This is a genomic window from Pseudomonas sp. LF-5, assembly GCF_037626295.1.
GTDB lineage: Bacteria > Pseudomonadota > Gammaproteobacteria > Pseudomonadales > Pseudomonadaceae > Aquipseudomonas > Aquipseudomonas monsensis.
Genome location: NZ_JARKMT010000002.1, coordinates 870,216 through 883,143 on the forward strand (window position 1 = coordinate 870,216; position 12,928 = coordinate 883,143).

13 protein-coding genes are annotated in these 12,928 nt (G+C 59.3%); 2 read left to right on the plus strand and 11 right to left on the minus strand.

Annotated elements, in window-relative coordinates; all coding sequences use genetic code 11:
* The 6 genes from ccoO (PseuLF5_RS11195) to ccoN (PseuLF5_RS11220) all read right to left on the minus strand — a co-directional run bounded on the left by ccoO (PseuLF5_RS11195) (window position 1) and on the right by ccoN (PseuLF5_RS11220) (window position 5,728).
* Window positions 1–609, minus strand: a complete 609-nt coding sequence (gene ccoO / locus PseuLF5_RS11195) for a cytochrome-c oxidase, cbb3-type subunit II (RefSeq protein WP_007917161.1) — start codon at window positions 607–609, stop codon at window positions 1–3.
* Window positions 609–2,051, minus strand: a complete 1,443-nt coding sequence (ccoN, locus tag PseuLF5_RS11200; RefSeq protein ID WP_123463551.1) for a cytochrome-c oxidase, cbb3-type subunit I — start codon at window positions 2,049–2,051, stop codon at window positions 609–611. The genes ccoO (PseuLF5_RS11195) and ccoN (PseuLF5_RS11200) overlap by 1 nt, the downstream gene beginning before the upstream one ends.
* A gap of 482 nt (window positions 2,052–2,533) precedes the next feature.
* Complete coding sequence (ccoP, locus tag PseuLF5_RS11205; RefSeq protein WP_123463549.1) at window positions 2,534–3,487, minus strand: cytochrome-c oxidase, cbb3-type subunit III; 954 nt, start codon at window positions 3,485–3,487, stop codon at window positions 2,534–2,536.
* Entirely contained in the window at window positions 3,484–3,681 is a 198-nt protein-coding gene (locus tag PseuLF5_RS11210; RefSeq protein WP_102358145.1) for a cbb3-type cytochrome oxidase subunit 3, read from the minus strand. Before PseuLF5_RS11210 ends, ccoP begins: the two co-directional genes overlap by 4 nt.
* A 3-nt stretch (window positions 3,682–3,684) precedes the next feature.
* On the minus strand, window positions 3,685–4,293 hold the full coding sequence (ccoO, locus tag PseuLF5_RS11215; protein WP_003223389.1) for a cytochrome-c oxidase, cbb3-type subunit II: 609 nt from the start codon (window positions 4,291–4,293) through the stop codon (window positions 3,685–3,687).
* A 10-nt stretch (window positions 4,294–4,303) separates the two neighbouring features.
* On the minus strand, window positions 4,304–5,728 hold the full coding sequence (ccoN, locus tag PseuLF5_RS11220; RefSeq protein ID WP_041067879.1) for a cytochrome-c oxidase, cbb3-type subunit I: 1,425 nt from the start codon (window positions 5,726–5,728) through the stop codon (window positions 4,304–4,306).
* Window positions 5,729–5,822: 94 nt separating this feature from the next.
* Here ccoN (PseuLF5_RS11220) and PseuLF5_RS11225 point away from each other — a divergent pair, with 94 nt between their 5' ends.
* Together PseuLF5_RS11225 and PseuLF5_RS11230 are read left to right on the plus strand one after the other, a co-directional pair.
* Window positions 5,823–6,503 carry an alpha/beta family hydrolase gene (locus tag PseuLF5_RS11225; RefSeq protein ID WP_340133527.1) on the plus strand — a complete coding sequence of 227 codons (681 nt, stop codon included), beginning with the start codon at window positions 5,823–5,825 and terminating at the stop codon, window positions 6,501–6,503.
* Between the two features lie 1,361 nt (window positions 6,504–7,864).
* The gene (locus tag PseuLF5_RS11230) at window positions 7,865–8,230 is read left to right on the plus strand and encodes a DUF6124 family protein (RefSeq protein ID WP_128615233.1); all 366 of its coding nucleotides are present in this window, start codon (window positions 7,865–7,867) and stop codon (window positions 8,228–8,230) included.
* A 291-nt stretch (window positions 8,231–8,521) separates the two neighbouring features.
* On the opposite strand, the gene PseuLF5_RS11235 is transcribed toward PseuLF5_RS11230, so the two are convergent.
* The 5 genes from PseuLF5_RS11235 to inhA form a co-directional block, all read right to left on the minus strand.
* Window positions 8,522–8,941, minus strand: coding sequence for a type II toxin-antitoxin system YafO family toxin (locus PseuLF5_RS11235; RefSeq protein WP_123463541.1), 420 nt, complete (start codon window positions 8,939–8,941; stop codon window positions 8,522–8,524).
* Window positions 8,942–8,947: 6 nt separating this feature from the next.
* A complete protein-coding gene (locus PseuLF5_RS11240) occupies window positions 8,948–9,094 on the minus strand; it encodes a hypothetical protein (protein WP_163005103.1) in 147 nt (48 codons plus the stop codon).
* 349 nt (window positions 9,095–9,443) lie between these two features.
* A complete protein-coding gene (locus PseuLF5_RS11245) occupies window positions 9,444–11,009 on the minus strand; it encodes a methyl-accepting chemotaxis protein (RefSeq protein WP_123463537.1) in 1,566 nt (521 codons plus the stop codon).
* Between the two features lie 102 nt (window positions 11,010–11,111).
* Window positions 11,112–11,903 (minus strand): CPBP family intramembrane glutamic endopeptidase, encoded by a 792-nt coding sequence (locus PseuLF5_RS11250; RefSeq protein ID WP_340133528.1) that lies wholly within the window; start codon window positions 11,901–11,903, stop codon window positions 11,112–11,114.
* 254 nt (window positions 11,904–12,157) lie between these two features.
* Window positions 12,158–12,844, minus strand: coding sequence for an isonitrile hydratase (gene inhA / locus PseuLF5_RS11255; RefSeq protein ID WP_340133529.1), 687 nt, complete (start codon window positions 12,842–12,844; stop codon window positions 12,158–12,160).
* Window positions 12,845–12,928 lie beyond the last annotated feature (84 nt).

Below are 12,928 nucleotides of genomic sequence, written 5' to 3' on the forward strand. Positions count from 1 at the left end.
TCACCGTTTGCTTTTGATGATGGTGCCCAGGCCTTGAAGGTAGGCCACCAGCGCGTCCATTTCGGTTTTGCCCTTCACGGCATCCTGTGCACCGGCGATGTCTTCGTCGGTGTAAGGGACGCCGAGGGTGCGCAAAACCTCCATTTTCTTGGCGGTTTCCTTGCCGTCGAGCTTGTTTTCCACGAGGAACGGGTAAGCCGGCATTTTCGACTCAGGGACGACGTTGCGCGGGTTGTACAAGTGCGCACGTTGCCAGTCATCGGAGTAACGACCGCCGACACGGGCCAGGTCCGGGCCAGTACGTTTGGAACCCCACAGGAACGGGTGATCCCACACGCTTTCACCGGCCACCGAGTAGTGGCCATAGCGTTCGGTTTCGGCGCGGAACGGCCGGATCATCTGCGAGTGGCAGCCGACACAACCGTTGGCGATGTAGACATCGCGGCCTTCCAGTTCCAGCGCCGAGCGCGGCTTCATGCCTTCGACCGGCTTGTTGGTGACGTCCTGGAAAAACAGCGGAACGATTTGGGTCAGGCCGCCAACGCTGACGGCGATGACCATGAAGAAGGCCAGCAGGCCAATATTCTTCTCGACAGCTTCATGCTTCATCAGTGAGCTCCAACGACAGCGATCTGGGCAGCGGCTTCGGCTTCAGCCGGGTTCGAGGCGCGCACGGTGCGCCAGACGTTGTAAGCCATCAGGAACATGCCGCTGGCGAAGAACGCACCGCCCAGGGCACGGACGATGTAGCCAGGGTGGCTGGCCTGCAGCGCCTCAACGAACGAGTAGGTGAGGGTGCCGTCGTCGTTGATCGCACGCCACATCAGGCCCTGAGTGATGCCGTTGACCCACATCGAAGCGATGTACAGCACGGTACCGATGGTCGCGAGCCAGAAGTGCGCGTTGATCAGACCGACACTGTGCATCTGCGCACGGCCGAACAGTTTCGGAATCATGTGGTAGATCGCGCCGATCGAGATCATCGCTACCCAACCGAGGGCGCCGGCGTGTACGTGGCCGATGGTCCAGTCGGTGTAGTGCGAGAGCGAGTTGACGGTCTTGATCGCCATCATCGGCCCTTCGAAGGTCGACATGCCGTAGAACGCCAGCGACACCACGAGGAAACGCAGGATCGGGTCGGTGCGCAGCTTATGCCAGGCGCCCGACAGGGTCATCATGCCGTTGATCATGCCGCCCCAGCTTGGCGCCAGGAGGATGATCGACATCGCCATGCCCAGCGATTGTGCCCAATCCGGCAGTGCGGTGTAGTGCAGGTGGTGCGGGCCGGCCCAGATGTACAGGGTGATCAGTGCCCAGAAGTGCACGATCGACAGACGATAGGAGTAGATCGGACGTTCGGCCTGTTTCGGCACGAAGTAGTACATCATCCCGAGGAAGCCGGTGGTCAGGAAGAAACCCACCGCGTTGTGGCCGTACCACCACTGGATCATCGCGTCGGTCGCGCCCGAATAGGCGGAGTAGGACTTGAAGAAGCTGACCGGCAAGGACGCGTGGTTGACGATGTGCAGCATCGCGGTCACGACGATGAACGCGCCGTAGAACCAGTTACCGACGTAGATGTGCTTGGTCTTGCGCTTGGTGATGGTGCCGAAGAACACCAGCCCGTAGGTGACCCAGACAATCGCCAGCAGAATGGCGAGCGGCCATTCCAGTTCCGCGTATTCCTTGGTGGTGGTGTAACCCAGCGGCAAGGTAATGATCGCGCCGACGATCACCGCTTGCCAGCCCCAGAAGGTGAAGGCCGCGAGGCTGTCGGAAATCAGTCGCGTCTGGCAGGTTCGCTGCACGACATAGTAGGAAGTGGCAAACAGTGCACAACCACCGAAGGCGAAAATCACCAGGTTTGTGTGCAACGGGCGCAGGCGTCCAAAGCTCGTCCACGGCAGACCGAAGTTCAACTCCGGCCAGACCAGTTGCGAGGCGATGAAGACACCGAGCCCCATGCCAAGGATCCCCCAGACCACCGTCATGATGGCGAACTGGCGGACTACCTTATAGTTATAAGCAGTCGGACTGATTGCTGTGCTCATTCTAAGGTTCCACGGTTTAGGTGTTTTATTAGGATTAAAATCGGCCGCAAGTATGCAGAGAGCAGGGGGTCATTGCAACGCGCCATGACCTGGGTCAATGCTTTCCAACGCTGATTCTGCGGCCTTTCCATACGCCGCGTAAGGACAAAATTGGCCTTGGACAAAATGTCGCAGCGGACGAAAAAAAGTGAGGGGTTCAGGTCAGTTGTAACGGGGTGTGTTCGAACGCAGTGATCGGGTGACGGACGGTCATCGACGCGACAGCCGGTATCTACCGGGCTTTGCGCCCTGTCAGTCAGGCGATTTGTCGAACACATCGCTCAGGGTCGACCTGGAACCGGCACGGGCCAGTCCGCATCGAGCAAGCGTAGACCCGATTCGGGGGATTCGAAAGGCGAGGGTGTTAAGGGGTGCGACAATGCGTCGCAAAGGGGCTGGATGCTGCCGCACCGAGAACGATGCGGCAGAGGTGTGCGCAATGTTTACTGTTTCTTGTCTTCAGTAATCAGTTTTTCTGTATTCAATCCGTGCGACAGGCTGTACACATAAGCAGCCAGAAGTTGCACTTTATCGTTGCCCAGCAACTCGTTCTGCGCCGGCATGTGACCCTGGCGGCCATGGCGAATGGTCTGCTCGAGTTGGGTCAGGCTGGTGCCATAGATAAACCCGGCCGGGTGCGTCAGATTCGGCGCACCCATGGCTTCAGTGCCTTGGCCGGTTGCCCCATGACAGGCTACGCAAGTGGTGCTGAACGCCTGCTGTCCGGCTTGCAGATCAGCTTTGCTGTCCGCCGGCAATGGCAGGCCGGCCAGTTCGTGGCGCACGTAAGCGGCGACGTTCTTCACCCCCGCCTCACCGAGCACTTCGCCCCAGGCCGGCATTGCCGCCATCCGCCCACCCATGATGGTGGTCTTGATGGTCTCGGCACTGCCGCCCCAGCGCCAGTCGCTGTCGGCCAGGTTAGGGAAACCGAACGCGCCCTTGGCATCGGAGCCGTGGCACACCGAGCAGTTGGAGGCGAACAAGCGGCCACCCATTTTCAGCGCCTGCGGGTCCTTCGCCACTTCTTCCACCGGCATCGCGGCAAACTTGGCGAAGATTGGCCCGAATTTGGCGTCGGCCTTGTTCATTTCCTTTTCCCACTCGTGGACGCCGGTCCAGCCGTCCTCGTAGCCGGGCAGGATGCCTTTCCAGTTGCCCAGGCCCGGATACAGGATCAGATAGCCCACGGAAAACACCAGCGTGCCGGCGAACAGCATGAACCACCACTGCGGCAGCGGGTTGTCGTACTCCTCGATGCCGTCGAAGCTGTGGCCCATGGTCTGGTCGACGCTGCCCTTGGTCTCGCCCCGGCGAGTGCCGATCAGCAGCCACGTCAGGCCGATCAGGCTGCCGATGGTCAGTACGCAGATCCACGTACTCCAGAAGGTGGTCATGGCCGGGTACTCCTTGTTTCAGATGCGGGGGTAGTGTCGGGTTGCGGCTCGTCGGCGAACGGCAGCAGACGCGCTTCGGCGAATTCCGGGGTGCGTTTGCGGTTGAACACCCACAACGTCAGGCCGACGAAGGCGACGAACACCACAACCGTACCGAGGCCGCGAATCAGGCCTGCACTCATTTCAATGACCATGGCTCACCTCTTGCTCTTGATCGCAGTGCCGAGCACTTGCAGGTAAGAAACGAGCGCGTCCATTTCGGTCTTGCCCTTGAGGCTGGCGACCGCGCCGCTGATGTCGTCGTCGGTGTACGGCACGCCGAGGGTACGCATGGTCTTGAGCTTGGTTTCGGTGTGGCTGCTGTCGACCGCCTGCGTGACCAGCCACGGATAGGCCGGCATTTTCGATTCCGGTACGACGTTGCGCGGGTTGTACAAGTGCGCGCGGTGCCAGTCATCCGAGTAGCGCGCGCCGACCCGGGCCAGATCCGGCCCGGTGCGCTTCGAACCCCACAGGAACGGGTGATCCCATACGCTTTCGCCCGCAACCGAGTAGTGCCCGTAGCGCTCGGTCTCGGCGCGGAACGGACGGATCATCTGCGAGTGGCAACCGACGCAGCCTTCGCGGATGTAGATGTCGCGGCCTTCCAGTTGCAGCGCGGTGTAGGGCTTCATGCCTTCCACCGGTTTGTTGGTGACGTCCTGGAAGAACAGCGGGACGATCTGCGTCAGGCCGCCGATGCTCACGGCAAACACCATGAGCAGCATTAACAGGCCGACGTTCTTTTCAATCGTTTCGTGTTTCATGGCGGACTCCTCAGGCCATCTGCGCGGCAGCAACGACGTCAGCAGGCTGCGAGGCCCGCACGGTGCGCCAGGTGTTGTAAGCCATCAGGAACATGCCGCTGAGGAAGATCGCGCCGCCCACCAGTCGCACGATGAAGCCTGGGTGGCTGGCCACCAGGGTTTCGACGAAGGAGTAGGTCAGCGTGCCGTCCTCGTTGACTGCGCGCCACATCAGGCCCTGGGCGATGCCGTTGACCCACATCGAGGCGATGTAGAGCACGGTGCCGATGGTCGCCAGCCAGAAGTGCGCGTTGATCAGGCCGATGCTGTGCATCTGCTCTTTGCCGAAGACTTTCGGGATCATGTGGTACAGCGCGCCGATGGAAATCATCGCCACCCAGCCGAGAGCGCCGGCGTGCACGTGGCCGATGGTCCAGTCGGTGTAGTGGGAGAGGGCGTTGACGGTCTTGATCGCCATCATCGGGCCTTCGAAGGTCGACATGCCGTAGAACGCCAGCGACACCACGAGGAAGCGCAGGATCGGGTCGCTGCGCAACTTATGCCAGGCGCCCGAGAGGGTCATCATGCCGTTGATCATGCCGCCCCAGCTCGGTGCCAGCAGAATCAGCGACATCACCATGCCCAGCGACTGCGCCCAGTCCGGCAGCGCGGTGTAGTGCAAGTGGTGCGGGCCGGCCCAGATGTACAGGGTGATCAGCGCCCAGAAGTGCACGATCGACAGGCGATACGAATACACCGGACGTTCGGCCTGTTTCGGCACGAAGTAGTACATCATCCCGAGGAAACCGGCGGTGAGGAAAAAGCCCACGGCGTTGTGGCCGTACCACCATTGCACCATCGCGTCGGTTGCACCGGCGTACACCGAGTAGGACTTGGTGAAACTCACCGGCAACTCAAGGTTGTTGACGATGTGCAGGATTGCCACGGTGATGATGAACGCGCCGAAGAACCAGTTGCCCACATAAATGTGTTTGGTCTTGCGCTGCATGATCGTGCCGAAGAACACGATGGCGTAGGCGACCCAGACGATGGTGATCAGGATGTCGATCGGCCATTCCAGCTCGGCGTATTCCTTGGAACTGGTGTAACCCAGTGGCAGGCTGATCGCGGCCAGAAGGATCACCAGTTGCCAGCCCCAGAAGCAGAATGCGGCGATTTTCGGCGCAAACAATTGGGTCTGGCAGGTGCGTTGCACCGAGTAGAACGAACTGGCGAACAGCGCACAGCCACCGAACGCGAAGATCACCGCGTTGGTGTGCAGCGGGCGCAGACGGCCGAAACTGGTCCAGGGCAAATTGAAGTTGAGTTCAGGCCAGACCAATTGGGCCGCGAGAAAAACCCCGAGGCCCATGCCGACGATGCCCCACACCACCGTCATAATGGCGAATTGGCGGACCACCTTGTAGTTGTAGGCGGTACTGATAGAAGTGTTCATGGTTCCCCATCCACGGTTCAGCCGAAGTGAGCGCGCGCGAGAACGCCGCGAATCCTTCGTCTGGAGTTATAGGCAGACTAAAAGCGAGGCAAGCATGGACAAACAGCACAAGGCCAGTATTGACGGGGATCAATGGGCGCAGTGTGTGCGTGATCATGGATGGTTGTGGGATGCCGCCACGGGTAAGGCTTCGGCGACGTTGATCCTGGCGCATGGAGCGGGGGCGCCGATGGACAGTGACTGGATGAACGATATGGCTGGGCGCCTTGCCGGGCTTGGGGTGAATGTGTTGCGGTTTGAGTTTCCGTATATGGCGCAGCGGCGGGTGGATGGGGTTAAGCGCCCGCCGAATCCTGCTGCGAAACTGCAGGAATGTTGGCGTGAGGTGTATGCCGAGGTGCGGCGTCATGTCGCTGGGGTTTTGGCCATTGGCGGGAAGTCGATGGGCGGGAGGATGGCGAGTCTGCTGGCTGATGAGTTGGGGGCTGATGGGTTGGTGTGTTTGGGCTATCCGTTTTATGCGGTGGGGAAGCCGGAGAAGCCTCGGGTTGAGCATTTGGCTTCTTTGCAGACTCGGACTTTGATTGTGCAGGGGGAGCGGGATGCGCTGGGCAATCGTGAGGCTGTCGAGGCGTATGCGTTATCGCCGAGTATCAAGGTGTTTTGGCTGGTGGCCGGGGATCATGATTTGAAGCCGTTGAAGGTTTCCGGGTTTACGCATGAGCAGCATTTGGCTAGCGCTGCGCAGCAGGTGGCCGAGTTTCTCAAGGGTTAACCGAGATTCTGAACCAGATGAAGATCGGCTCCCTTTCCCCCTCGCCCCCTTGGGGGATAGATCTTGGACGCGCCGCAGTTTTTGTTTTGGGTACATATCCATTGCTGCGGTAACGGCCACTTAGGGTTCCGCCCTTACGGCGGGTCACTTTTTCCAGACGCCGAAAAAGTAACCAAAAAGGCTTGCTCCTACGTGCGGCCCGCTCGCTGGGGCTCGGGGTTCCTTCGCTCCGGGATTGATCCGGGCGCAGCGCCTCCGGTTTGCTGCGCTGCACCTCCTCTCGCTGTGTTTGGCTTCGCCAAACGGTCGCTGCGCTCCCACGCCCGGATCAATCCCTCCACTCAGCCTTCCGACGTCGCCCGTGGGTCAAGATCAAGAGCTGCAGCCGAGCTAACGCTCATCCTGTTGAGTGGTGAAGAGCACGGGTATTCGGCTTTGGATTTGTGGTGGATTTACCCCTCACCCCAGCCCTCTCCCGAGGGAGAGGGAGCCGATTTGTGGGCTTTTCAAAATCTGTGTTCGACTCGGTATTTCACGTCGGCGTAGCTCTCCCAAACACCTCGATCAGTCCCCTCTCCATCCGGGAGAGGGTTAGGGTGAGGGGCTTTTGATCTGTTTCAGAATCTGAGTTCAACGCGGTATCGCACGTCGGCGTACCTTGCCCAAACACCTCGGTCAGTCCCCTCTCCCTCGGGGAGAGGGTTAGGGTGAGGGGCTTTTGATCTGTTTCAGAATCTGAGTTCAACGCGGTATCGCACGTCGGCGTATCTTGCCCAAACACCTCGGTCAGTCCCCTCTCCCTCAGGGAGAGGGTTAGGGTGAGGGGCTTTTGATCTGTTTCAGAATCTGAGTTCAACTCGGTATTTCACGTCGGCGTATCTTGCCCAAACACCTCGATCAGTCCCCTCTCCCTCGGGGAGAGGGTTAGGGTGAGGGGCGATTCTGCTGACACGATAAAGAACTGGAAGCGATTACTGTCCAGCATTTCCTGTGCGTAAACATGATTGCGCAAGCACGTTTAAATCACACAGCACGTTACGCCATCGAGCCTACAACACCTTGCGCCGTTACCTACGCGTACGCCAGAATCCGCCGGCTTACGCGGCTATGGGGCGGGCGGTATCGTTTCCCTGTCACTGAAAATCAGTGATCGGGTTTGGTAGCCCGCTTCGGTACCGCCGTATGGCGCCACCTTATTCAGCCTCTTTTTGCGGCTGCGTTTTTATGGTGGACATGCGTGGGGCTCATTCGTGAGCGCCGGGTTTCCGTATCGACCGGTCTACCAACCCGCGCATGGCCGCCACCCATCGTTTGGTAGCGAGGGTGATGGCTTTTATTAATTTCGATACGAGACTCCATCCATGTTCAAAATCACACCAAACCCACCACCCACAGACCCAATCCCCCACGACCCCGCGCTCAGCTCGCAAAAGGTCAAAGAAGCAACCGACCGCGCCCTCGACTACTACCTCAAACCTGAAGACCTGGCGGCCCCGCCAAGCTCGCCCAAGTTTCGCCCCGTCTATCTCGTCGATCCCACGCTGGATGACGAAACCCTGCTGGTCGAGGCGAGCGAGTCGCTTTCTTACGCCCACGCCATGGCCGGCAATATCGCCAACTCAATCGGCGGCCCGGAACGCAAGCCGCTGCTGGCGCTGCAACAGGTGATCATGCTCAATGAGCTGTTGGTCAATCGACTGCTGGATAAGCTGAAGTTGCCTCAGTAATTTCGCCGGCTGTTATGGCCTCATCGCGAGCAGGCTCACTCCCACAAGGGATTGTCGTCGGACACAAATCTGTGATCCCACTACGTTCCAAAGTGGGAGCAAGCCCTGCTCGCGAAGGTGGTCTGCCAAGCACTATCAATTCAGACACGCAATAAAAAACCGGAAGCTTTCGCTACCCGGTTTTGCAGGATCAAAGGATCGCAGCCTGCAACGGTCCTTACAGATCATCGGCATGGACGGTGCGCAGGTAGCGATCTTTCGCTTGTTGCCGGTCTCGATCAGCTCTTTGAGTCACAAATCATCCAGATCGGGAAAGATAATCCTGCCTAATGCCCAGGGTTCAACGATTTCACAATGCACGGTGCGCAAAAATGACCCCCACTCGCTTCGGTTATGGGCATCCGGGCCGGTGATTGTCAGTAGCAAGTACTCATCCCGAAAAGCGTCATAGGCATAAATCAGCCAAAAGTCATTGTCAGCATCATTAACCAATGCTGTCCGGTAATACTGGCGATTGATTTTTGCCCATCGAGCCTGCAGTGACTGTGTACTGGCAAGGTGGATGTGGTGCATGTCGCTCAGATCGAGTCGTTCATCCCGCCCGAAAATGGCAGGTAATTCATCGCAAATTTTGTAGTTGTAGAAGTGTGCAGCAAAGTTCTGCCAGTTCTTGATTCGTTCAAAAAGTGCAGAAATTTTGATGGCTGGCATCCAGGCCTACTTTGTAATAGGTAGCCTGCCAGTGATCACAAATTTATCGAACACTTTCTGCCCATCACGCGCGGCTTGCCGAACATCAAGGAATGTCAGTTCTTCACGAACTTCCTTTTTGCTGGGTTTGTCGGTTTTTCGGGTGGTGGCCATCGGAGCCTCCGAAGGATGTGTATTCATGCTGACCAGCTTATGTGAATAAGTTTTGACCGGCAAACAATAGAACCTGGCCCCAACGAGCACCAGTCGGCGCATTCTGGGCGAGTTGTAGGCAGTGTCTGCATTGCTTGAGTGAGATCTTCGCCGGCAGAGAAGGCCTCTTCGCGAGCAGGCTCGCTCCCACAGGAGATTGTCGTCGGACACAAAACTGTGGTCCCAAGCAGTTCCAATGTGGGAGCGAGCTTGCTCGCGAAAGCGGTCTGCCAAGCACCATCACTTTCAGACAAGCAACAAAAAACCCGGAAGCTCTCGCCCTCCGGGTTTTTTGTTATCGCCAGTTCAATCAGCGGTTAAACCGCTCCACCAACGAGTACTGCGTATTCGCCGTCTTCGTCAGCTCTTCACTCAGCAACGCCGAGTTATGTGCCTGCTCGGAAGTCTGATCCGCCAGTTCCGAAATATTGCTGATGTTGCGGCTGATCTCTTCAGCCACCGCACTTTGCTCTTCGGTCGCGGCAGCAATCTGCGTGGTCATGTCGGTGATGTTGGCCACCGCTTCACTGATCCCGACCAGTGCCTGATCCGCCTCCAGTACCCGCGCCACACCTTCTTCGGCCTGACGATGCCCGGCTTCCATGGTTTGCACGGCGCTTGAAGCGGTCTGCTGCAACTTGGCGATCAGGGCATGAATCTGCCCGGTCGATTCGCTGGTGCGTTGCGCCAGTTGGCGAACTTCGTCAGCCACTACCGCGAAACCACGGCCCATCTCGCCGGCACGGGCCGCTTCGATGGCAGCGTTGAGGGCGAGCAGGTTGGTCTGGTCGGCGATGCCTTTGATCACATCAACCACGCCGCCGATTTCGTCGCTGTCCTTGGCCAGTTGGGTCACGGTCAGGCCGGTTTCGCCGACGACCACCGACAAACGCTGAATGGCTTCGCGAGTCTCGCCGGCAATGTCACGACCGCGACCGGTCAGGCGATTGGCTTCCTGAGTCGCGTCAGCAGTGCGCTGCACGTGGCTCGCTACTTCCTGAGTGGTCGCGGCCATCTGGTTGACGGCGGTGGCGACCTGTTCGGTTTCCACGCGCTGGCGTTCCAGGCCGCTGGAGCTGTTGTGCGCCAGGGCGTCGGACTGTTTGGCCTGATCGGTCAGGTGTTCGGCGGTGTCCTGCAGACGGGTCAGGCAGGTTTTCAGGCGCGCTTCCTGGCTGAGGATCGACATTTCCAGACGCGCCTGGGCGCCACGGCTGTCGGTGTACATCTGTGCGATCAGCGGGTCGGAAGTGGTCTGCTCGGCCAGGCGCAGCAGGCGCTTGAGCCCGCGTTGCTGCCATTGCAGGCCCATCAGGCCCAGCGGCACCGACAAACCGGCCGCCAGGGCGAAGCCCCAGTGCGAGTTGAGGGTCGCGCCGATCACGAAGCTCAGTTGGCTGACCAGAATGAACGGCAGCCAGTCTTGCAGCACCGGCAGCCATTTATCGCTGGAAGGGATCGCCGACTTGCCCTGGTTGATGCGTTGGTAGAGCGCTTCGGCACGGCGGATCTGTTCGGCGGTGGGTTTGATCCGCACCGACTCGTAACCGATCACCTGACTGCCATCGAACACCGGTGTCACGTAGGCGTTCACCCAGTAATGGTCACCGGATTTGCAGCGATTCTTGACAATGCCCATCCATGGCAAGCCTTGTTTCAGTGTGCCCCACATGTGCGAAAACACCGCCGCCGGGACGTCGGGGTGACGGACCAGGTTGTGCGGCGCACGGATCAGTTCTTCACGCGAAAACCCGCTGATCTCGACGAAAGCGTCGTTGCAGTAGGTGATCACGCCCTTGGCGTCGGTTGTGGAGATCAACCGCTGCTGAGCCGGGAAAGTCCGTTCGCGTTGTGTAATGGGCTGGTTGTTACGCATGGTTTTTCAATCCGCAAGGCTTTGAAAGGTTGTCGGCGATGTCAGGAAATTATTGAAGTTTTTTTTCAGTAATAAGTACGGCGTCGCAAAACGGGCCTTGCTTCAACTCGCCAGCATCGGATAGGTGAATAGCGCAAAGTGCAGCAGGTTCAGCCCGAAGTGCGTGGCGATCGCCGCACCCAGCCCGCCAAAACGGTAGGCCAGACCATAGCCGACACCGGCCAGACCCGCCAGCAACACCCAGGTCCAGCCGGCACCGGCGTGCACCAGGCCGAACAGCAGCGAGGCCAGCAACAGGGCGAGGTTGTCGCCGTAGGGCAGGTGCTGGAAGCGCCGGCTGAGCCCGCCCTGTATATAGCCGCGAAACAGCGCTTCTTCGACCAGTGTCACCAGCAGCAGGTTGTTCAACACCCACAGCCACGCCGGGTCCGGCCACTTTGGCGCCCAAGTGATGACGCCAAGCAACAGTGCGCCGCCGAGGGCGAGGATGGCGCTCAGGGTCAGGGCGAGGAGGGTGGCGTATACGGTCAGGCGCAACGACCGCCGCGCGACAATCCACGGACAGACCAGCAGCAACCAGAAACCAATCAGCGGTTTGTCCAGATTCAGGTACATCGCGAACGGCACGGCGTTGTCGGTGAAGCGCTGCGGGTCGATGGCGCGACCATTGTAGAAACCCGGTAACCAGTGCAGGGCCAGCGACAGGGCGAGGACGATAAACAGACCATGACCGAGAAACCGTGCAACCGGTACCTGTTGCTGGCGCACGGCAAATCCGGCAAATAACAGAAGGCCGATGCTGATCAGCGCCAGCCAGCCGAGCTGTCCGTAGCTCAGCGCCCACCCGTAACCGAGGCTGAGAAGTGCCAGATAGAGCCATGGCAACGCCTTCATGGAAAGTCCCTGTGCAGAATGTGTGGAAGGGCTTTCTACACGGGTGGGGGCGTGGGGACAAGTGAAGGTGTGGCGGTAAAGCGGGACAGCTCCGATACCGTTGGCCCAACATAAATCCCAATGTGGGAGCGAGCTTGCTCGCGAAAGCGGTGTGACAGGCAATAGTTGTTTCGACTGATGCACCGCTTTCGCGAGCAAGCTCGCTCCCACAGGGGATTAGTATTCCAGCAAGGGATTTGTGTAGGGATTGGGATCTAGCGCAAGTTGAGTTTCGCCGCTGCACGCTCGGTGATTTCCGTGCGCAACTTCAGCGATGGCGCGGCACGCAGGCGAGCTTCATCGACAATCGCCCCCGGCGCGGTGTCCGGGCTACCGGCATTAAACGGCGGCGCCGGCGCATATTCCAGCTGCAACTGCACCAATTGCGCCGTGTCTGCATCGAACAGTTCAGCCGCCAGCACCAGGGCGAAATCAATCCCCGCCGTGATCCCGCCGCCGGTAAACAGATTGCCGTCACGCACCACCCGATCCTTCACCGCAATCGCGCCCAGTGTCGGCAGCAGATCGTGATACGCCCAATGCGTGGTCGCACGTTTGCCTTGCAGCAGGCCCGCCGCGCCGAGCACCAGCGAACCGGTGCACACCGATGTCACGTACTTCGCCTGCGCAGCCTGACGCTTGATGAAGGCCAGCGTTACCTCATCCTCCATCAGCGCCCCGACGCCACCACCGCCTGGCACGCAGATCACATCCAGATCCGGGCAATCCTCGAACGTAGTGGTCGGTTTCAGCAGCAGACCGGTGCTGGCGGTAACCGGCATCAAATCCTTCCAGATCAGATGCACGTGCACGCCCGGCAACGAGGCGAGCACGTCGTACGGCCCGGTCAGGTCAAGTTGCTGAACTTGCGGGAACAACAGAAAACCGATCTGCAACGTCATTGTTCTTGCTCCATGAAAAGGGGTGGACGGCTTCACTGTAGGCGCGTAGGTTCTGGCGTATACGCCAATAACCCCACGAATTAC